The following is a 22,624-nucleotide window of genomic DNA, read 5'->3' as shown; positions in this document are numbered from 1 at the left end:
TTATTCCCCCCTCTTTAAGGAAGTTAATTCTTCCTGTTCCATGCTAAATGTATGCTTACTTCCTTTAGGAAAGTGACCTGCCTTTACCTCTCGTACATAATCATTTAATCCATGCAATACTTCACGATTTACATCTGCAAAACTTTTCACAAATTTCGGTACACGGTCGACACCAAATGTTACCACATCATGAAAAACAAGCACTTGTCCATCTGTTTTCGAACCAGCTCCGATTCCAATTACAGGTATACGTAATTGAGAAGTAACTTTTTGCGCAAGCTCGTGCGGAATGCACTCTAATACAAGAGCAAATGCACCTGCTGCTTCACATTGCTGCGCATCTTTCATTAATTCTGTCGCTTGTTCAGCAGTCTTTGCTTGTACTTTGTATCCTCCTAGTACTCCGGCGGACTGCGGTGTTAATCCAAGATGCCCCATTACTGGAACCCCTGCCTTCGTTAACGCTTGAATAATGTCTATTACTTCTCCCCCTCCTTCTAATTTGACTGCATGAGCACCACCTTCTTGCATCATTTTCCCAGCTGTTCGAAGCGCTTCCTCTTTACTAATATGATAAGACATAAAAGGCAAGTCCGTTACAATAAACGTGTCTTGCGCTCCCCGCTTAACCGCCTTTGTATGATGAATCATATCACTTGTCGTAACAGGTACAGTCGAATCATAACCAAGCACGACCATTCCTAATGAATCACCAACCAAAATCATATCGATACCTGCTTTTTCTGCTAGCTTTGCTTGTGGGTAATCATAAGCAGTTACCATTGCTATTTTTTCTCCAACTTGTTTCATTTTCAAAAATTCCATGGTAGACTTCATTTTCATTTCTCCTTCCCTAATCATTTTGTGTGTATTGGTCGAAAACTTGTTTTTCATCTGAATTTATAAGGGTACTGTGGTCTTTCATATACTATAATCTAAAGATTCTATACTTTCCAGCAGATAAAAAATAATAACTTGCTTATCAAGCAAGTTAAACAAGAACTTCAATGGCCTTCCTACCTTTCCAAAATATACGTATCAAAAGAGACCGTACTGCCCTTAACAAGTATTAATTTTAAATTGCTGTATCTTTTTATATAAAGTCACACGTGAAATACCTAGTTTTTTAGCAGCAACTGATTTATTGCCATTATATTTTTCTAGCAACTGTATAATTCTTTCTTTTTCTAGTTCTTCCTTTTCCTGCAATAAAGACATATCAGTTATTCTTTTCTGTTCCACTTTTTTTCTCAGCAAATTAAAATGTTGCGTCAGCTCTTCCCAGTTGATATATCCATTTTCAGCCAATACCGTAATTCTCTCCATAAGATTACGAAGTTCTCGTATATTTCCTGGCCATTTGTAAGCTACAAGTTGCGTTATAACTTCTTCTTTCAATAAAGGGACAGGCATTTGGTATTGGGCTGCAAATTGTTTCAAAAAATATTTAGCAAGCTCTGGGATATCCTCCGTTCTCTCTCTCAATGATGGCATTTTCACTTGAATAACATCGAGTCGATAATATAGATCCGAACGGAACTTATTTTCATTCATAAGTTTCTCAAGATCTTGATTTGTTGCTGCAATGAACCGCACATTTAACCTTCTTCCCTTTGAATCACCAATTCTAAAAACCCGGTTTTCTTGCAATACTCGAAGAAGCTTCACTTGCATTTTTTTAGGAAGCTCACCAATTTCATCCAGAAATAAAGTACCTCCATCAGCCATTTCTATTTTTCCTGCTCTCCCTTGTTTTTCCGCCCCTGTGAATGTCCCTCTTTCATATCCAAATAACTCACTTTCAAACAGCGCTTCTGGAATAGCCCCACAATTTACAGGTATAAAAGGTCCGTCCCTTCGAGCGCTTGCATCGTGAATAGCTTGCGCACATATTTCTTTTCCTGTTCCACTTTCCCCAAGGATAAGCGTTGTGGCATCTGTACTAGCGACTTTTCTAGCAATACGTATGGTTTTTTGTAAAGCTGGACTTCTCCCTTTCATTTTTGAAAAAGGGGTTTCTTCTTTATTCATATATATTTTTCTCTTAAGTTCATTTAACTCTGTAGAAGTTGATAACAAATTTTCATTTAATCTTACAATGTTAGAAACATCACGATCAATGGACACTACACCAATCAATTCGTTGTTATCGTTGTAAATCGGAGCGGAATTTATTACAACATGCTTATCCTCTCTAGGACGATGATATGCATTTTTAACAGGTTGTTTCGTTTTTAAAACATATAAAAGCAATAAATCTTCGTCTTTAAAAAAATCTGTTATTGGCTTGCCAATGATTTCATCTTGGTGAATCGTATACGTTTGAACTGCAGCATCATTCCAAAATAAAACTTTACAATCAGGTGCAATAACTACTATAGCATCATCTTCTGTTGCAAGAATTGTATTTAATATGTAATTCTTATTCATTTCACCCTACCCCTTTATCAGATAACTGTAAACAATTGTATACTTTTCTTACATTTTTGTAAATAAAGTATACACAAAACAAAATGCAACACCTTATCAAGGTGTATATCAAATAGTTAACTTTTATTTATCCCCTCTATTTTTTAGGTCACTAGCATGTTCTAAAAACTTCTTGCCTCTCTCACCTCTTGTTCAGTACCTATCTCCCAATTACGGAAGCAGTTTATTACTCAGATTTCATGATTATGAAATCAAGCCGTTTAAAGCTGGGTTAGACTAGTGGCACCCATAAAAATTGGCATATCTTTTGCTATATAAACGTCGAAAGCTTTATATTATTGGAAAGGAAGATGACCTGTTGATTAATATCTCAAGCCTCATACAAGCAGTCGATACACATACAGTGGGTGAGCCTACTAGAATTATTTTAAAAGGGATACCTAATTTAGAAACAAATACGATGTGGGAGAAGAAACAAGAGCTAGAAGAGAAATTTGACCATTTAAGAGCAGTTTTAATGAATGAGCCAAGAGGACACTCCAATATGTTTGGCGCATTTATTACCGAACCCTGTAATAAGAATTGTGATCTCGGTGTTGTTTTTGCTAATACGAAAGGCTACTTGAATATGTGTGGTCACGGTACTATCGCTGTAGTTACTGCGGGAATTTCACTTGGTATGATTGAAAGAAAAGAAAAAGTTCTTCTTGATACACCTGCTGGTATTATTTCATGCCATGTAACATTTGAAAACGAAAAAGTAAAACGAGTCTCATTTCAAAACGCCCCTGCTTTTGTGTACAAACGAAACCTTACTGTGAAAATAGAGGAAAACCTAGAATTGAAGCTGGATATTTCCTACGGTGGTAATTTTTTTGCCATATTAGATACTACCCAAATTTCTTTAAACATATCACTAAATAATGCAGAAAAATTTATTGATTTAGGGATGAAAATAAAAGATGCGGTTAATAAACAGATAACGATTTCACACCCAGATTATCCGCATATAAATACAGTAGATTTAGTAGAATTCAGTGAAAAAGTTGAGGACAATTATTATCGCAATGTCGTTGTATTCGGAAATGGTCAAATCGACCGTTCACCTTGCGGAACTGGCACCTCGGCAAAACTTGCTTTACTTGATTTCCCAGTTGGCGGGCAAATGAAACACGAAAGTATAATTGGTACTTCCTTTACTGCGAGCGTTATAAAACAAACAAAAGTCGGTCATTTTAATGCTATTATTCCACAGGTATCTGGTTCTGCATGGATAACAGGATTCCATCAATTTGTAATTGACCAAGATGACCCCTTTAAGCACGGATTTTCGGTATAGTTATACAAAAAGGAGTTTAATATGAACACAAAATTGACAGCGCTTCAATTATTAGCAGTTAGCTTTATGCTGTTTGCAATGTTTCTTGGTGCGGGAAATATTATTTTTTCCCCTATAGTTGGGCAACAAGCTGGCAGTAATGCATGGGTTCCCATGTTTGGATTTTTAATAACAGGAGTAGGACTTGTTCTCTTAGCGATTATTGCGCTAGCAATGGCTGGTGGGAGAGTGGAAACTCTAGCCGAACGAGTCCACCCGAGGTTCAGCTTCTACTTTTGTATTTTATTATTTTTAACCTTGGGACCATTTTATGTTATACCGCGTACCACATCCGTAGTATACGAGATTTCTATACGTCCTAATTTATCAATGGTTAATATGGAAGCAAACGTTATTTTATTTGGTTTTTCGTTTCTATTTATAACAATAACAGCTATTCTCTCTCTTAATCCTAATAAGTTTGTTGACCGACTAGGAAAAGTCATTACTCCTATATTCTCCATTCTACTTCTTATTATTGTAATAAAATCGATTATTACACCAATGGGAGTAATACAACAACCACAACAGGTCTATATAGAGGGTGCATTTCTTAAAGGATTTACAGAAGGTTATCTTACAATGGACGTGCTAGCAGCGTTTGTTTTTGGAGGCGTTTTCATGAAAACGCTAAAGGGTTTAGGTGTATTAAATCCAAAACAAACTGCGCGTATCTTTATTAAGTCTGGTTTCATTACTGTTGTTGGCTTATCCCTTTTACATATTTCACTTGCATGGCTTGGAGCGACAAGTATTGAAGCAATTGGAATCTTAGATAATGGTGGAGTCGTTCTTGCTGAAGCTTCCCGATACTTACTTGGTAACACTGGTCTATTGATGATTGGGACAATCGTTATTCTGACTGGGTTAACGACAAATATCGCATGCTTATCGGCCGCTGCTGAATTTTTTGAACGCGTATGCCCAAAGATCCGTTATAAGAATTGGATATGCATGCATGCTTGCTTGGGTTTAATAGTTACAAATTTTGGATTAAACCAAATCTTAAACATGGCAACGCCTGTACTATTCTTTCTATACCCTATGGCCATAACACTTATTGTATTAGCGCTAATGAATAACTGGTTTAAAGGATATCAACCTGTATATATTGGTTCAATGATAGGCGCAGGTAGCATTGCTATCATGGATGCCATTAAACAAACGGGACTTGTCACGGAACATATTTTAAATGATTTTTTTTCATTCCTTCCTTTATTTTCAAACGGAGGAGGCTGGATACTACCAGCATTTATTGGAGGAGTCGTTGGTTATCTATTTTCTATATATAGCCGAACAGACAAACGTAAATATAATCTCAAGGGAAAAGCTATCTAATTTTATTGTAAAGGGGTTTAAACATGGTAAACATGGTGCGAAATTTTTTCATCCATCTCTCTAATAACGTATTCTTAAATAAGCAAGCGAAAAAGTGGGGCTTTTTCCTTGGAGCAGATAAATTTATAGCCGGAACTACTATACAAAATGTTTCAAAAGCGGTTAAACAGCTGAATACAACTGGAATAAGTTGTACACTAGATAATTTAGGGGAATTTGTATTAGATAAGACAGAAGCTAACAAAGCAAAGGAGAAAATTTTATCATTGCTGGAAGCCATTGAACAAGAAAACATGGATTGCCATTTATCCGTTAAATTAACACAACTTGGGTTAGATATTGACCAAGACTACTGTATTTCAAATATGATAGAAATTCTTGATCTCGCAAAAAAATATAACATTTTTGTCAATATTGATATGGAAGATTACGCCCATTATGATCAGACATTAACGATTCTGAAATATCTACGTAAAAATTATACAAATGTAGGTACGGTTATCCAAGCTTATTTATATCGGTCAGAAGATGATTTAATAGACCTTAAAGATGTACGTATACGTTTGGTAAAAGGCGCTTACAAGGAGGATGCAAAAGTAGCTTTTCAAAACCAACAAGAAATAGACGATAACTTTTTGCGACTTTGCAAAAAAAGACTTTTAGATGGGGCGTTTACCTCATTCGCTACACATGATCATCACATTATTGATGAATTAAAAAATTTTGTTAAAGAGAATAATTTGGATCAAGACCGTTTTGAGTTTCAAATGCTTTATGGATTTCGAAACGATTTACAGTCTAAACTCGCTAAAGAAGGCTATCATTTTTGTACTTACATTCCATTTGGTGATGACTGGTTTGGGTATTTTATGCGCCGCCTAGCAGAACGTCCGCAAAACTTGAATTTGGTTATAAAAGATGCCTTTTACACAGATAATAACCGATTAAAAAAAAGGCCCGTGATTACAAGTCTTTTCATTGTATGCTTTGCGACGATTTGCTGTATAAAGGCAAGAAGGAGAAAATCATAAACAACAAAATGATTATGTAATAAAGTAAAACGTCATTCAGCAGGAAATTAATTCTATCTCCCACTGAATGACGTCATCATTTTGCCCCTACTGTCATTTTCGTATATTACTCTTCTATAAAATAGATTTTCTAACAAGCACTATGCAAAATTGCTTCAAGACTCTTACAACGAATATTATTACTTCGTTCCACAAAACAGACGAAGCATCTCTCCTAAAAAGGGGCACTTCGTCTGTTGATTCTTTCCATAACGACATTCTGTTTCTCTTTTGGAAAAGATGGTTTAGAAAACGCGCTTTTGATGAGCTAAAACTATCGAATATAAGAAACATTTTGCTTTACGATCGCATCTTTGAGCCACTTTGGATGCATACGAAGGAGGTCATCTGGTAGCTGGTTTATATCAAAGTAACGCACATCTAATGTTTCATCATTTTTCCCAACGACATTTCCCCCAATTACTTCACATGCAAAACAATTGGTTACGAAATGACTTACGTTTCCATTCGGATAAGAAAAAACTTGCGACTCTGGATCAGAATAAACGCCTATTAATCGGTTTACTTTGACATCCAAGCCTGTTTCTTCACGAATCTCTCTAATAATCGCTTCCTCCACTGTTTCTCCCGGCTCAACATGTCCAGACGGTATCCCCCATAATCCATTATCTGCTCGTTTCATTAATAACACACGCTGATCACGATCAAATATGATTCCTGCTACGCCTGCTTTAATTGCTTCAGGCCATGCAAAAGCTGGCTGCGTCCAGTTTTTCATGACGAAGCTTTGGTCAAAAAGCGCTTTTAAGTTCGGTACCGTAACATCTGGATTACGAAAATCCCTTGCTGATGGAAATGCCTTCACCTGCTTTTCAGATACTAAAACAGCTGGTATTCCGGCTTGATGTGCACCCAATATATCTGTAGATGGGTTATCACCAATCATCACTGCTTTTGCAGTAGCATCCACATTCTCAAGCGCTTTTTCAAACATATACGGGTAAGGTTTCCCGACAATAACTGGTCTTTGATCTGTTGATGCATAAAGCGCTTCTACAATTGCTCCAACGGCTGGCAAAGGTCCATTTGGTGTAGGGAATGTTTTATCTGGGTTCGTTGCCACAAATTTTGCTCCTTGATGAATACATGCTGCAGCATGTTGAAGATCATAAAAAGAGAGGTCATTGCTCCATCCGACAACGACAGCGTCTACATCTGTTTCTGCTTCTGTATCCATGCCAACTTGCTTGCATTCCCATTTTAAATGTTCATCGCCTAAAATAAATGCAGTATGAATGCTTTCCCTTTGTAAATATTGTGCGGTTAACCAAGAGGAGGTAATCACTTCCTCTTTAGTTACTTCTATGCCAAGACGCGATAATTTCTCCACCGTTTTTTCTCTTGTTGTACATGGATCATTCGTTAAAAACCGAATCTCCTTATTCGCTTGCCGAAGTCGGTGAAGTGATTCCACTGCCCCGTAAAGAGGTTCATCCCCAATATAAACAACCCCATCCAAATCAAACAAAAATCTATTAAACTCATCAACTATCGCCATTATTTCCTCTCCTTAGAATCGGTAATAGAACTTAGTTATTACCCATTCTAATAGAAAAGCGACATAATTTCACTACTATTTCGCTGGTTTCATCGATTTATATATAACAAACGGAGGATATTCCCATTCTTGTTTAAAATGGTAAAAAGGATGCTTTTCTTGGATCATTTTTAATTCTGCTTCAGGAATATCTTTTAACGTTGGCTCTATAACTTCTATTTCTTGAAAACCGGCTTCTGTTAAAAGCTCCTCATAGACAGACTTCGGCCAGTGAAAATCATGCAATACCAGATCATCTTGCTGCTCTAAATGTAACCATTCTTGCCGCGCTTCACCGCTCCTATATGTTTTTCCCTTCCTTCCATTTTGAAACGTAGAAAACTCAACCCCCGTAGAATCCGGGTTCGTATCTAAGATAACAAAAGGAGCTTGAGGAGTTAAAACGCGATAAACCTCCTTCATAATTGTTAAAATTTGTTCTTTTTTCTCCGTATTAATAAATACATAACATGCCATAGCTGCATCTACTGAATTATCTTGCAGAAAAGAAAGATGATCATTATTTATTAAATGATATTTTATATTTGGATGGTTCCGTTTTTCCGATGCAATGTTCATCATCTCTTTGGACTCATCTACAGCGTAAACATTTACTCCCATTTTTTCCGCTAATCGATACGACACCTTTCCCGGACCGCAACCATAATCAAGTACACTTGCTACCTTGGGATTTAATTGTAATATTTCAAAAACAAACCGAAAACCTAATATTTGTTCCAATATGTCATTATAAGCTTCAAACTTATTCGCGATATCACTTTTCTTAAATGACGTTTTCATACGCTACCTCGCTATCTATTTAATTTACTTGCTTTGTAGTATAGGCCATTTGTTAACTACTAAATGCTGGTATACTGGCCACAACTGATGATAAAGGGAATCATCCATTGGCCTTTGATAAGCTATATATTGATACAAACTAAAAAGTAACACAACTTGCTTCCAATATTCTGGTAAATCAAGCTGTTCAATTTCAATGGCAGTCATGCTTATTTGGTCATTTCTTAACGAGGCTTCATATTTTAACACCATTTCTATGAAAGGCCAGTTATTACCGCTTGGCATACGCGGAAATTCAAACATCGCCTTTTTATGCTTGGATACAGAACTCGCTTCAGCAAGCACCCTCTCCGTCCAATGATCATCTGGCTGATAAATATGAATAGATCCAACATGATGAAAGAATTCTCCTATTTCTAAATCAAGTTCTCTTGCCATTAATTCTTGCATCCAAGTAAAGGAAAAAACATCACTAACCATGCCGCGAAATGCATCATTTGCGCGCATAAACGAAGCCATATACAATTTGCCCTCTCTTACGAAAAACTGCAATCCTAAAGTACAAGAGATGTCCAAATTATTGGCTATTACTAGTTCTGTTGCATCAAATATCTGAATAAATGCTCGTTTGGAATCAGGGTCGTTATTCATTAATAAATCTTTAATTTGGTTCCATTGATTTATTTTCGCATTGCCAAACTCAAAAATTTTTGGACCATATGCTGTTCCTGTCAATGATTTTCCATTCATAGAATACGCACGCATTTTCTTATTATAATAACCGATAAACGCCAAGCTATTATCACCTGATGCGTACCATAAAGCTTCAGCAAAATTAAATACTATATTTGTTTTTCTGCTAGACAAGTAGCAGATTCTTTCTATCGGATTTTCAATAGTCAAGTGATAACTTAGTTTCTCACGGCTTTTATTTCCACGCGGCGCATTATAAAACTGTGGCTCATTATATACCGTGTCAAGCGTTTCAATATACGCCTCATGGAAGTTGTTAAATCGCATGTATGTCATCCTCCAGTTAAATTATAAGTTCATTTCTTCTAGTTTGGTTAAATAGTCTGCTTCTTCTTGATAATACATATAAGTAACAGGAGCCATAGATTCTAAACCTTGAATTAAAAACGCATAGTCTTTACCTTCTTCTAATAACAAAATAATTGGTTTTTGTAATGCGGATGCCCAGCCAATTTCAATATGGGTACCTGGAGAAGGTGGAGATCCAGGAAAGGCGACAAATAGATCACAAGCGCTTATTTCTGCAAAATCAATTGCTGTACATTCATGAGGCGTCATAAAATCTTTTCCCCACCCCTCACGTTTGTGCGCATTATGAACAGCAAAGCCTTTATCCTCAAAATAAGAGATAAGCTGCATTAGCTTTTGCTTTTCATAATGATCCATTACTCCCGTTTTTCGGTTTACAAGACTTTTAAATGGACCTGCAAGAAATAGTTTTTTGTGTTGACTCATTTACTCACTCCTTAAAAATAAATAGGAACCATGGATACATGTAATGTGGTATACTATTTTCCTTTCTTTATGAAGTCTGTACTGCTTTTTCCTAAGTAGGTTGACTAAATTATTGTTAAATCATTGAAATAATGATACTTCCTACTACTTAAGTAAAAAACAGTCTATACATGGCTATGTTGTTTTGTTGTTTCATAGAACACTATTTTTTGAAACCTATGTAGTGAGTTCACTATTCCCATGTTTCCTTACTCGTTTGAAACTTTTCACAGCAATGAATCGTACTGAAAACAGAAGGAGGAAAAACGATGCAAAAAAAACTCGGCCTAGTATTTGGTATTATCCTATTCTTATGTTTGATTCCCAACACCGTTTTTGCTGTTGATTTTTCCATTAATCAAAGCAACGTGGATGCCTATTTACAGAAAGATGGGGAAGTTCATGTAAACGAGCAGCATACATATCAGTTTGACGGCGAATTTAATGGCATGACTCGCACCCTAATTCCTTCAGAGAATGCATCTATTCATAACGTAACTGCAACAGAAGCTGGAAAAACTTTAAAAGTAAAGCAAGAAGAGAATGTTTATAAGATTTATCGAAGTGGTAAGAACGAAACCGTTACGATTCAACTGTCCTATATCATTAAAAATAGCTTACAAGCCTATTCTGATCTGGTTGTATTTTCTTGGTCATTTTTTGATAGTGAAAGTGAAACCGATTATGAGCAGTTCGATGCATTTATCCACCCACCGCAAAAAACAGAAAATAGCGTTGCCTACGGTGAAGATGAAGCTTTTAAAACAGAAAAACAAAAAGAGGATGGTACGATTCATTTTGCCATGGGGTATGTGGATTCTTATGAAAATGGAGCTATTACTGTTGGTTATGATCGGTCTCTTTTTCCAAAGGTTCCCCTTACGGAAGAAAAGCCTATACGCGAGGAATTGCTTGCAACGAAACAAGCATTGCTCGATAAAGAACAAGCATTTCTAAACAGAAAATCAACGTTAAAAGAAATATCACCTTATGCGATAAGTATTTTTAGCTTTCTTAGCTTGTTCCTATTGTTTGTTGCCTGGAGGAAAAAGCAAGTACGAGAATTAGAATTAGCGCGTTTGTCAGAATCTGTACACTTTTTACCGAAACAAGAAATGAGTTTACCAGCAACGGTCGCTTATATGAAGCATGGCAAAGTCGGTTCTACAGTAATGACTGCTGCTTTACTTGATTTAGAACGAAAAGGATTCATTCAACGAGATAACGATGATTTGCACAAGTTTACTGTGATCCATGAACAAACAGATCATGAGCATGAGAAAATACTGATTGACTTGTTGTTTTATACAGTTGGAAATAATGGGGTATTTTGCACAAACGATGTAAAGGCATTTACGGAAAATACAGCAAATCAAGACATATATCAAAAAGAACTTTACCGCTATTATTATACTGTAAAGAAGGAAATCAAAGAGCATCATCTCGTTGATAAAAAAACGGGCACTCGTATAACGGCAGGTGTATTAAGCTTTCTGATCGCACCATTCATTATCGTCTTTGCCATTCACGAACTATACGCTAGTACAGCGATGACGGGCTTCCTATTTGTTTTTCTTGCTTTATTTGCTATCCTTTATCGACCACGAACGTTAAAGGGAGCACGAATTTATAAACAGTGGAAAGAATTTGAAGAAAAAACCTTACAGCCTGAAAGTACTTCTGTAGAGCATCTTACTGACGATGAGCAGAAACGTGGTTTGATTTATGGGGTAGGAGTTAACCGCACACCAATCCATACTAAGTGGACGGCTTCCAACAAGCAGCTATTGCATCATTCCACATCAGGTGAAGGAAGCTCGGATGATTATACGGATATCATGATGCTTATACTCGCTACCACTGCTATTAACACACAATTTCACAACGCACAGGCAACTGTAACTGCAGACACCACGAGTGCTTCCATCGGTGCAGGAAGCGGTACTGGAGCTGGCGGAAGTGGCGGCGGGTCAGGCGCATTTTAACCACTTTCTATATTAAAAGAACTTGGCTTATCATTACGCCTTTATGGGGATGAAACGTTCATTGCTTATACGGTATTCCTCAAAAAATCTATACGTTCTTATAGGGCGTAATAACAAATGACGAGAGCACTCCATGCTTTCGTCATTTGTTATTTAGGTAGAAACAGACCTACGTGATGACAAACATTACCTAAAAACAACCATTATACCTTCACTAAATGCGCTCTAATTAAATGATTCCGAAACTTGTATAACAGCACCAAATATATGCTTTACGTCCATTTCTTTTTGCAGAACATCTAAAACTATTTATCTGATGAATCGCTTCCTGATTCCAATGACTTTTTAAATGAGGTATAGCTTTTCCAAACCTCATAACCTAGCTTTTTATAAAAATTGACTAGTCCCGTCCAATCAATAACAATCTTTTGTATGCCCCGTTTTCGCAGTTCAGCAATTCCCGCTTCCACTACTGCCAAACCATAGCCTTGCCCACGTTCTAAAGCATCGATACCTAATGGGCCTACGCCACCAAGTGCTGTTTCAAATAACGGAGCCCAATAGACGTTTTGAGCAATAATGGGTGAATTGGCATCGTTAATTCGACAAAATCCAATGAGTCGTCCACGTTTTCTCATGACGACAAATTCACGACCTGTACCGCCAAGTTCAAAATACTTTATTGCTTCATATTCCCATCTGCCTGGAAAACAACGATGTAAAAAAGCTAAAAAGTCCTCCTTTTCCTCTCTATGAAGTACAGAAAAATCAATTTCTGGAAAGTTAGGCTTTGTAACTGCAGTGGTCTGATTGTACGTTTTTAATAGATCATGCTCCGTCCCATATGCTTCATACCCTCTTGCCAAAAACCACCGTTTTGTTTGTTCATTATGGATTGGAATACCCGGAAAATAATGCCAAGGGTCACGCCCTAGCAAAATTTGTTGTTTCCCTTGCTGGCATAAAACTCCTTCTCCATGTGCTAGCAACTTTGTCCCAATCCCTTTATTTCTATATCGATGATCTACGAGAAGCACTTGAATCCAACCTGTTATTTTAGACATTTGTACGGGGAGCTTTTCCTGCCACACTTTCACAATAAGGAAACCGATAACATCATTGTCATTATTTAAAACAATCAATGAACTATCACGACACACATTTTTATCTTGAACGCTATTTTGTTTAAAAAGGGAATCACGCATCGGGAATGCAAGCCCTAACTCCCGATTCCACAGATTTACCAACCTTTCAACATACACTTCGTCCCAAGCTACTGTTTTCATCTCATCAGCTTCTTTCTCAATTAATGGTAGTTCTCTACAAATGCAACCGCATCAATGGCGACATTTTTTTACTTTAAGACGGCGAAAACAGCCCCAACGACAGGCTCCACTTTTTAAAAGACTAGCTGTACATCCCTTTCCTGTAGTAAAATGAAAGGATTAACCCTTCATGAGCTAACCCTCCATCTACCATTCAAATTATATTTTCACCATTGCCATTTAAGGAAATCAACCGCATCCCTCGTTGCCCCTAAATGCTTGACACTATCCTCATATTGTAACGAAGCAACACACATAAAGAGTATGTCAATAACTTGCAATTGGGCAACCCTGGAAGATGTAGCTCCGCTTCGAAATGTCGGTTCATTTGTCGCTGACGTATATAAATTGATTTTCGCTTGATCGCCTACATTCGAACTTCCATACTTGGTTAAACTAATCGTCGTAGCTTGATTTTCGTTTGCTAATTGTAATATTTTCGTGATCTCTTGCGTTTCCCCTGAAAAAGAAATACCTACCACCACATCGTCCGCTGAAGTATTTGCCACGAGCGTTGCAGCCATATGCATATCTTTAAAAGCATATACTGTTTTATCAATGCGTAAAAATTTATGCTGGGCATCTTCTGCAGCAATACTGGAAGCACCTACCCCGATAAAATGGATCTGCCTAGCTTCTCTCAATGCATCGACTGCCTTTTTGAGCTCCTCTGTATTCAGTAAATCAGCTGTTTCCCTAATCGTTTGAATGGAGTTATCGGTCATTTTTTTAATAATAGAACTTGTTGATTCATTCGGTTGGATATCTTGGTAGCCTACATGATCATCCGGCTTTTGTAAATCACCAGCAATTCTTAATTTCAAATCCTGAAATCCTTTCAAATGAAGCGATTTGCATAAACGTATGACTGCTGCCCCACTCGTAGAACTCCGCTTTCCTAATTCATTTGCAGTTAGCGAAATCGATTCATGCGGATGATCTAAAATATAAGCTGCAATCTTTTTTTCAGAAGGAGGTAATTTCTCCAACATCTCCGTTAGTATAATTAAACCACCATTTGTCATACCATCAACTCACTTTGTATTTTATTTCTTTTTTCACTATAGAAGTTTTACCGTCCAAGCTAAACGACGTCGAGAAAACAAGTTTTTTCTAACATACGTTCTATAAACAGAGCCTACATTATAATAGAAAGCAAATTTGGTGTATGCAAGCTTGATACCACTTATTGGTATAAAAGATACGGTTCTCTTACTTGTCGAAAAGATTCCAATGCTTCTTCACAAGCATTTACAAACACATTTGTCTTTTCTTCTAAAATAAATTGTCTGAGCGATTTGGTTCCAGCTAATAAATCGAAAAAGTATTTATTGTTTTCATTCGTTATAAATGAAAATGTATCTGGGTAAAGAGAAGCGACAGTTTCAAGTAATAGGATACCTGTTACTACAGAGTTTAACAGATGACGATCTTCTATATGAAGTTGAACGCCTCCACATAATTGATTCTTATATTTTTGATAAAAAGGTGTAAACGATGTCGGTCTAGCTAGTACGCCAGGGATGTTTCTTTGATTAAAGGCGCTAGCTAATATTTGTCCATCTATAAAAGGAGCACCAATAACTTCAAATGGTTTCGTTGTACCTCTACCTTCTGATACATTCGTCCCTTCAACGAGACAAGTCCCCGGATACAGCATACTCATCTCGAGCGTCGGCGTGTTGGGAGAAGGTGGCACCCAGAATAGACCAGTCTGATCAAAGTACATCGTTCTCCTCCAGCCAACCATATGAATCACCGTCAATTCACAATAATAACCAAATACATGTTTAAATAAAACAGCAAGTTCGCCAACTGTCATGCCATGCCTATTCGGAATGGGCAAGAGCCCAACAAAAGAACGAACATCTTCTTCTACTACATTACCTTCCATTTTTATACCGCCAATTGGGTTAGGTCGATCCAATACGACAACATGCTTCCCTTCTTCCATACACGCTTCCATCACGTATGCCATCGTATAAATAAATGTATAATACCGCGAACCAATATCTTGTAAATCAAAAACAATGACATCTACAGGTTCAAGCATCTCTTTTGTCGGTTTTCTAGTCGTTCCATAAAGACTATACACTGGTAGCCCCGTATAAGGATCAACAGTTGATGTAACCTTTTCCCCTTCTTTAGCGTCCCCTCGTATACCATGTTCAGGAGCATAGAGTGCAGTAAGTTTAATATGTGGGTGATGGTAAAATAAATCAATAGCAGGAATTAACCGTTGATTCACCCCCGTCATATTCGTTACTAGACCAATTTTTTGATGTTTAAACTGCTTGTATGCTGTTTCCAAAAACACTTCCAACCCGAGCTTCATATAAAGTGCCCCCACTTTCATCTCCTATCTGGAAGATAAAGTAAAATCATGTTCAATCTCCTACACTTTTAGCAATCCGATCTACCTTTTTTATTTTGGTTATATCGTTACAGGAGATGTACCACTTACTTTCTCCTTACCCAAAACTGCTCCTGCTGCTACATGTAAAGCAGGATAAGTAAATTCATATGTGTTGATATATGCTTTCACTTGCGGGATATACCGCAAGTCATAGGGGCTTCGCATCGCAATAACGACAAATGACAACGGAGCTTGTACTAACTTCTCCACTAGCGTTACCTGCTTACTGCCTTTCGTAATGGTCAACGTACCAACAAAAATAAAGTCATAATGATGTGCTTTAGCAACGATTTCTTCTATATCAAGTTCTGTCAAATCCTCCGTGACATCTATCTTATCAACATTTTTATGATAGCTCTTTACTGCTTCATCTAATGCAAGTGTTGTATGCCGTTTATCTTCCACTTCCACCTTCGCTCCATCGTTAGGACAAAGGACAAGCACACGATCCTTTTCCTTCAAGGAAACCGGGATAACGTTTTCATTTTTTACAACCGTTATACTTTCCTTATACATTTGATAAGCTATCTCCTCATGTCGTTTACAGTTTACAACTTTCGGAATCGCCTCATTACCCACGAGCTGGATGCCATCCCAATGTAAGTATCTTTCCTTTAGGGAGTCTATTCGTCTAATGGATTGCGTAATAAAACTTCGATCTAACTCATTTGTTTCTATTAACTGGATGATTTTTTGAATCGCATCTTGTTGTTTACTAGCTGTATGAGAAATCATAAGTAAATTAACACCAGCTTTGATAGCCTCCACGGCACTCTGTTCTGTCCCAACTCCATTTGCAATTGCACGCATCTCCAAACAGTCTGTCGTTACAACGCCGTCAAATGCTAATTCCGTTCTTAATAATTCAGTAATGACCTTTTTAGATAATGTAGCTGGAACACCTTGCTTTGATTCAATAGCTGGAAAATACACATGTGCGGACATCACCGTATCAGCGCCAGCGTCTATACTTGCTTGAAATGGGAGAAGCTCAACACTTTTTAATCGTTCCTTACGATGAGAAATAACGGGTAAATCAAGATGGGAGTCCACATTTGTATCGCCATGACCAGGGAAATGTTTTAATGTCGTTATCACGCCACCATCTTGCATTCCTTGCATCATTTGCCTACCAAAATCTGCGACCATTTCAGCTGACTCTCCAAAAGAGCGGACACCAATAACGGGGTTATCTGGATTATTATTCACATCCAAAACAGGTGCAAGATTCCAATTAATCCCCAGTGCTTTTAGTTCCTTGGCAGTTGCTAGCCCGATGAGATAGGCATTCTTAGGATTATTCGTGGCACCTAACGCCATTGCTCCCGGAAAAATGGTGGTTCCTTCACCTAAACGACGAACGACCCCATTTTCTTGATCTACACATATAAGTAACGGATGGGTATAGCCTGCTTTTTTTGCTTCATTTTGCAAATCTGTCGTAAGGCGAAGCACATCTTCCGGTGTACCGATGTTTCTACTAAAAAGGATTATACTGCCAATATGGTATTGATGCATCATTCTCCTAATATAGTTAGGAACTTCCTTCCCAGGAAAACCAATAACCAATAATTTCCCTACTTCTTTCGCAAGGCTTAACTTCATTAAAAACACCCTCTCGTATAGTATATTTAGGCGCTCCTATTTGCCTATTATTTTTGTTTCCTAATCGAGATTGTATACGTGTTTGAACCTGTCTCTTTTCACTAGAGGCGGACATTGCTTGAAACCCCTCAGTCGCAAACAGCCAAGCTTATGCTGTTCTCAAAAGAGGCACCACCTTGCGCTTCAAAGGAATGATTACCTGCTCTTATTATTACTAGCTATTCGTTTCTTAGAGGTTTATGAGATGTTTCTAGATAAATGATCTTCGGATTATTTAAAACCATTCTTGCTTCTTGTAGATGTAGCCACACTATAAAGGCTGTTTCCTAGTGTGCATGCGGATCTTCATACACGTTAACTGTATACCTTGATGATGCGAACTTAGATGTAGTACTTTTTTAACAAACCACTTGTGCAATAGATTTTTTCTTCTCTTTTATTCTAGCATACATATCCGTTTAACCAAAACTAAATTTTACTTAAGTGTAAAATATTCCGATTTATTATTTTAGAGACTATCCTGTTATCTTTCTATAGTGGACTAGCGCTAACAATTCTATGATAGAGGTTCCTTCCTAAAGATTCTGCAGGCATTTGGTAAGGCCCGTCGAAATAAAGACGCTCTTCTGCTAACTCTTCTATTACAACCATTTTTCCTTCCACCCACTGTTTGATACGATATTGAACTGTATCCAAACGTGTAATCACTCCACCATATCGTATTTCAATGATTTCCCATCCAAACGGCTTATTCATAGAAAACCATAAATCTCTATGTGTATTTCTTAAATCAATGAGTTCCTGCTGTAACACTTTTATTTGCTCTAAATAAATTTGCATATTCTCTTTATGAACGGTGTCGTATGCCTGTTTGATATGTATCCCGAGTTCTGCCTTCGTACTTAACACTCTCGCCAACTGCTCATAAAAGGCAAATAGAGAAAAAAACGTTGGATTGCGTTCTTTTGCTTGTGTTAATTGCGGGATCATTTGTTCATAATGTTTGCCTAAAGATAGCCCTTTAATATTTTCATCATATAAGCCGAGCAAAATATCTTGCCACAACAAAAATTTAGAAGGATTTGACGCATGTAAATTATTTTCCGAAACACCAGGCGTTTCATCAAATTGATGTAAAACCATAAAATCGTTATAATTAGCACCTACACAGCACGCGAATCTCACTTGCCATGTTTTAGCATGAACGACTTGATGATACGTATGCTCTGCAAAAAGTTGTAACATTGGCAATGCGGTTGTCATTGGCGTTTCAGCCCCGTTATCTCCCCACATTGTAGCAAAAACTTCCTTTACTCCTTCTTTTTTACATGCTGTTAAGGCTGCTTCTGTCGTTTGTATAGCTTTGCCATAGTTTGGAGCAATACCATTCCAAGTCCAAACTCCACCTGCAAATACTGAATTTGGTTTCAAAACTTGATGTTTTTTTATAAACGTTTGATAGAATGCTTGTTCGGTATGATAGTAATCCCAATAAACGAGCTGGACATCAGGAATAGCAGCTACTATATCATCCGGTATATTGGCTTCGAGGTCGTAGTATCCACCAGTTTTAGATCCAAGTCGAAAATACATATCACTCCAAAGCATTGGTTTTAAGCCAAGTTTTTCGGTTATTGCAACGACCGCTTGCAAATGTTTATTCATAATGGCAAATCGCTGTTCGTAACCATTTCTTTCTAAGTATTTTCCGAGCCCTAATTGATGTGCTTCATCCATTCCAATATGAATTCGATTCGATTTGAATGGCTTAGAAGCAGCCTTTATGATCGCCTCGATAAAGGCATACGTTTTCTCCTCCCCTACAAGTAAAATATCGGCTGTATCTTTCATCTCTGTAGCATAGTTCCACTTTAACGCTTCTGTTAAGTGAGCTAGCGTCTGAATACATGGAATCATCTCTATCCCAAGGGCAGCAGCATATTGATCGCATGCTCTCAACTCTTGTTCTGTATACCTCCCACGCATATAACCAAAATAGGGGTATTCTTCTACTTCATACGTATCTTCTGTATAAATCATCAGCACATTTAAACCCATTACTGCCATTTTTCGTAGCATGTTTTTCATTTCTGATACACGCATTACTGCATTTCGTGAAGCGTCTAGCATAGCTCCGCTGTTATCGAATTGTGGCTCCTCCTCCAATTCAAATTCATGCTTTAATTGGAATTGCTCCAGCCACAAACCTAACGCTCTAAAAAAATGAATTGGCTTTTCAAAACAGATTTGCCCGATATACTGGTTTTTGGAAATATAAATAGAACCTTTCCTCTGTTGAACGTGAATTGGGAAACCATTGATATCATCTATTACAAACCCTAATTCTATGGCAAGTATTTTTAATCCATCATGTACAACGCTTACGTCACCAACAAACTTTATCTTCATATCTATCCTCTCTCCCTTGGTACGATAAAGTAAATGACTGCATCATCTGGTTTTCAATTACTATCATCATATCACAAACAAAAGGTGGATGAAATAAATATTTAGAAATATTTTATTTTTCTGTAACTTGATTTCATTGTTTGAAGATGTTTGCCTAAAGATTGTAAAATTCATTCTTTTACACAATCAAACTGATTTTGTGTTCACTAAACTCGCTTGCAGTGCGTGGCAGATTAGATGGTACTATCTTCATGCATGAAATGACGCTTTTTTTATAAAGTGAAACTTCCATGCGCAGGGCTATTACTACTTGGCATGACTTATTATTTGAACTATCATATAAGAGAAAATATGGTTTATTGGAGAACTTTTTTAAGAAACGAAATTAAAAATTAGGTGCGAACCCCAAGTGCACATGAAAACCCCGGGAGATTCGCACCAAAAATCACTTGCTTTTTTGGTGATTTTTGTAATAAAGTTGAGAGTAACTAATCATATTTGAGATTTCTAATCTAAAAATGGACTGTTTTTAATTGTTTTTTTTAATTTTTAGGAAGAAATCGCCGTCGCACCTTGTATAGGTGCGTGGATTGAAATCCATAAATATCACTCTCCAATAAAAGAAAATTCGTCGCACCTTGTATAGGTGCGTGGATTGAAATGATTGTCTTTGATAAAATCGATGTCACTAGCGTTGTCGCACCTTGTATAGGTGCGTGGATTGAAATATCATTGCGTAATCGCATTGAGCACCCCCATAAACGTCGCACCTTGTATAGGTGCGTGGATTGAAATCTTCTCCGCCTGCTCCTGTTCGATTTGCGCTAATGTCGCACCTTGTATAGGTGCGTGGATTGAAATATTTCTGCCGCTACACCTAATGCTTTTAAGATCATGTCGCACCTTGTATAGGTGCGTGGATTGAAATAGCAAGCGCGCGTTGATTTGCAGTGGAAGCAATTGGTCGCACCTTGTATAGGTGCGTGGATTGAAATCAAAATTGTAGAAGATCATAATTATATATGGAATGTCGCACCTTGTATAGGTGCGTGGATTGAAATCCTAAGTAAGGAAGATTCTTTTTTAAATTTTTCAGGTCGCACCTTGTATAGGTGTGTGTAAATTGAAATATAGCTCAATAGCGCCCTTACCTCGTGGAGTAGCATCTTGTATTAAAATCAACCTATCGTAGTCCTTCTTCGTCTAATAGTTACAAGGAGGAGATACTATGAAAGAACAAATTAATTATTTGATTTTCTCAATACTGACATTCGTTGGTTTTACGTTGATGTTTCCTGAGATGGGTAATGTAACTAAAACCATATATTTTGCATTCATTATATGGACCTTCATACTCATCATAATTTCAATAAGAATAATAATGAAGAATAAAAAACATCTTAGCTATTTTAATTACTTAATTAGTTTCCAAAATATAAGTCACATGAAATAAGTTATATTTCATGTGACTTATCATCAAATAATCAATAAAACTGCATACCATTAATGACTCTTAAGAAAAAAACCATTAAGCCAAAGGTAGTTGGTACCTAATTACCCTCATACATATCATCTTAACAAAGGAATACGGTCTCTATATAGCTCCATTTGCTTTAGATTTTTATCATCCGAACCATCCATATTCGCACTTACAAGTAATGGAGGTCTTTCATCGCGGCGTAAAAGTTCTTCTATCGTCATACTAATAAGCGTTTGGACAAGCACTATCCCTACAACAGATGAAGATGGTCCATACCGTGATTCTAAACCTGGAGATTTTAAAAATGCGTCTCCTACTTCGCCATAATTATCGAAAGCTAAATCAGTTAATTCAAATAACCGCTTACCACTTTCATGGCGTGATTTTACTGATTTGCTATGTTCAAATGAAGATATTGATATGGTATATACATTTTTTTGTTTCATATAAAAAGTAGCTTCAATAGGAAAAACATTCCTCCCTGAATTAGAAACAACCAAAAACACATCGTAACCACGAATATCTACACCTTCTAATAACACTTCCGCATAACCAGATAACCTTTCCATTCGAGTGCTTTTTGTAGCTCCCTCATGTAGCATAAATCCAGAATCAAGAATAGGATTAACGAATAACGCTCCACCTGCCCGATAAAAGATTTCCACCGCTATCATATGTGAATGCCCTGTTCCCAGCACATGTAAAACGCCACCCTGCTTCACACAATCCGCAATTAAACTTGAAGCTTGTTCCAATTGATTCGTTTGCTTACTAATTGCTCTATGTAGCTTATTCATTACTCCCTCTACATAGCCATGCATATATACATCTCCTCCTCGAAAGCAACAAAAGTGCTTCTATTACTTCCCTTTGAATCATTCTTTAGGCAAAATTTTAATTCCACTTATACCAGCTTGAATAGCAGTTTGCTTTAATTCACTTAATGTAGCGTTCTCCCTAGTAAATAAAACTTCCAACACCATAGAAATATTAGCACCAGCCACTACAGCACCTGCAATTTTTCTTTCTTGCAAAATTTGTGCACTTATTTTAAATGGAGTTCCTCCCACAATATCCGTCAGAAACAAAATATTAGTGACATTATTCATGCTATCAAGATAATGCTCTAATTTCTCTCTTAAATCACTAGGTTCATCGCTCTCCAAAAAATCAACATACTTAACTTCATGCTGCTCACCAGCAATTAATTGAATGGTTGATTTCACACCGCTAGCATAAAACCCATGACCAGTAATGACCACTCCTGTCATACATTTGCCTCCTATTTTCTTTAAAATATAT

Annotated in this window: 17 protein-coding genes and 1 CRISPR repeat array; of the genes, 4 read left to right on the top strand and 13 right to left on the bottom strand. The window is 37.1% G+C overall.

The window, feature by feature from the left end:
* Both panB and D9780_RS02195 read right to left on the bottom strand, forming a co-directional pair.
* Window positions 1–837 (bottom strand): 3-methyl-2-oxobutanoate hydroxymethyltransferase, encoded by an 837-nt coding sequence (gene panB / locus D9780_RS02200; RefSeq protein ID WP_121639130.1) that lies wholly within the window; start codon window positions 835–837, stop codon window positions 1–3.
* A gap of 222 nt (window positions 838–1,059) precedes the next feature.
* Window positions 1,060–2,430, bottom strand: a complete 1,371-nt coding sequence (locus D9780_RS02195; protein WP_121639129.1) for a sigma-54 interaction domain-containing protein — start codon at window positions 2,428–2,430, stop codon at window positions 1,060–1,062.
* 358 nt (window positions 2,431–2,788) lie between these two features.
* On the opposite strand from D9780_RS02195, the gene D9780_RS02190 reads away from it, so the two are divergent.
* Genes D9780_RS02190 through D9780_RS02180 form a run of 3 tightly spaced genes read left to right on the top strand, consistent with a single transcriptional unit; the run spans window position 2,789 to window position 6,177 of the window.
* The gene (locus D9780_RS02190) at window positions 2,789–3,769 is read left to right on the top strand and encodes a proline racemase family protein (RefSeq protein WP_121639128.1); all 981 of its coding nucleotides are present in this window, start codon (window positions 2,789–2,791) and stop codon (window positions 3,767–3,769) included.
* Between the two features lie 21 nt (window positions 3,770–3,790).
* Window positions 3,791–5,146 carry a branched-chain amino acid transport system II carrier protein gene (brnQ, locus tag D9780_RS02185; protein WP_121639127.1) on the top strand — a complete coding sequence of 452 codons (1,356 nt, stop codon included), beginning with the start codon at window positions 3,791–3,793 and terminating at the stop codon, window positions 5,144–5,146.
* Window positions 5,147–5,169: 23 nt separating this feature from the next.
* A complete protein-coding gene (locus D9780_RS02180) occupies window positions 5,170–6,177 on the top strand; it encodes a proline dehydrogenase family protein (RefSeq protein WP_121639126.1) in 1,008 nt (335 codons plus the stop codon).
* 313 nt (window positions 6,178–6,490) lie between these two features.
* Here the strand turns inward: D9780_RS02180 and D9780_RS02175 are convergent, their stop codons facing one another.
* The 4 genes from D9780_RS02175 to D9780_RS02160 form a co-directional block, all read right to left on the bottom strand.
* The gene (locus tag D9780_RS02175) at window positions 6,491–7,735 is read right to left on the bottom strand and encodes an HAD-IIA family hydrolase (protein WP_121639125.1); all 1,245 of its coding nucleotides are present in this window, start codon (window positions 7,733–7,735) and stop codon (window positions 6,491–6,493) included.
* Between the two features lie 75 nt (window positions 7,736–7,810).
* Window positions 7,811–8,575, bottom strand: a complete 765-nt coding sequence (locus D9780_RS02170; RefSeq protein ID WP_121639124.1) for a class I SAM-dependent methyltransferase — start codon at window positions 8,573–8,575, stop codon at window positions 7,811–7,813.
* Between the two features lie 24 nt (window positions 8,576–8,599).
* Entirely contained in the window at window positions 8,600–9,595 is a 996-nt protein-coding gene (locus tag D9780_RS02165; RefSeq protein ID WP_121639123.1) for a thymidylate synthase, read from the bottom strand.
* Between the two features lie 21 nt (window positions 9,596–9,616).
* Window positions 9,617–10,063: a nucleoside 2-deoxyribosyltransferase gene (locus tag D9780_RS02160; protein WP_073006633.1), complete on the bottom strand. Its 447-nt coding sequence runs from the start codon at window positions 10,061–10,063 to the stop codon at window positions 9,617–9,619.
* A 308-nt stretch (window positions 10,064–10,371) separates the two neighbouring features.
* Between D9780_RS02160 and D9780_RS02155 the strand changes: the two genes are divergently transcribed.
* Entirely contained in the window at window positions 10,372–12,087 is a 1,716-nt protein-coding gene (locus tag D9780_RS02155; protein ID WP_121639122.1) for a DUF2207 domain-containing protein, read from the top strand.
* 305 nt (window positions 12,088–12,392) lie between these two features.
* Here the strand turns inward: D9780_RS02155 and D9780_RS02150 are convergent, their stop codons facing one another.
* The 7 genes from D9780_RS02150 to agaF all read right to left on the bottom strand — a co-directional run bounded on the left by D9780_RS02150 (window position 12,393) and on the right by agaF (window position 22,593).
* Window positions 12,393–13,373 (bottom strand): GNAT family N-acetyltransferase, encoded by a 981-nt coding sequence (locus tag D9780_RS02150; protein ID WP_121639121.1) that lies wholly within the window; start codon window positions 13,371–13,373, stop codon window positions 12,393–12,395.
* A 206-nt stretch (window positions 13,374–13,579) separates the two neighbouring features.
* On the bottom strand, window positions 13,580–14,437 hold the full coding sequence (locus D9780_RS02145) for a MurR/RpiR family transcriptional regulator (RefSeq protein WP_073006629.1): 858 nt from the start codon (window positions 14,435–14,437) through the stop codon (window positions 13,580–13,582).
* Between the two features lie 161 nt (window positions 14,438–14,598).
* Window positions 14,599–15,747 (bottom strand): exo-beta-N-acetylmuramidase NamZ family protein, encoded by a 1,149-nt coding sequence (locus D9780_RS02140; RefSeq protein WP_121639120.1) that lies wholly within the window; start codon window positions 15,745–15,747, stop codon window positions 14,599–14,601.
* A gap of 99 nt (window positions 15,748–15,846) precedes the next feature.
* Window positions 15,847–17,433, bottom strand: coding sequence for a beta-N-acetylhexosaminidase (nagZ, locus tag D9780_RS02135; protein WP_121639119.1), 1,587 nt, complete (start codon window positions 17,431–17,433; stop codon window positions 15,847–15,849).
* Window positions 17,434–17,964: 531 nt separating this feature from the next.
* Window positions 17,965–19,842 carry a beta-N-acetylhexosaminidase gene (locus tag D9780_RS02130; RefSeq protein WP_121639118.1) on the bottom strand — a complete coding sequence of 626 codons (1,878 nt, stop codon included), beginning with the start codon at window positions 19,840–19,842 and terminating at the stop codon, window positions 17,965–17,967.
* Between the two features lie 565 nt (window positions 19,843–20,407).
* A CRISPR array of direct repeats spans window positions 20,408–20,970; the repeat unit is 32 nt; unit sequence GTCGCACCTTGTATAGGTGCGTGGATTGAAAT.
* A 441-nt stretch (window positions 20,971–21,411) separates the two neighbouring features.
* Window positions 21,412–22,143, bottom strand: coding sequence for a sugar isomerase domain-containing protein (locus D9780_RS02120; RefSeq protein WP_121639116.1), 732 nt, complete (start codon window positions 22,141–22,143; stop codon window positions 21,412–21,414).
* A gap of 54 nt (window positions 22,144–22,197) precedes the next feature.
* On the bottom strand, window positions 22,198–22,593 hold the full coding sequence (gene agaF / locus D9780_RS02115) for a PTS galactosamine/N-acetylgalactosamine transporter subunit IIA (RefSeq protein ID WP_121639115.1): 396 nt from the start codon (window positions 22,591–22,593) through the stop codon (window positions 22,198–22,200).
* Between the last annotated feature and the right edge of the window lie 31 nt (window positions 22,594–22,624).

This window comes from Virgibacillus sp. Bac330 (assembly GCF_003667845.1).
Classification (GTDB): Bacteria; Bacillota; Bacilli; order Bacillales; family Amphibacillaceae; genus Virgibacillus; species Virgibacillus chiguensis.
Note: the sequence above shows the minus strand (reverse complement) of the source record. Positions and strands in the feature narration are given on the sequence as shown.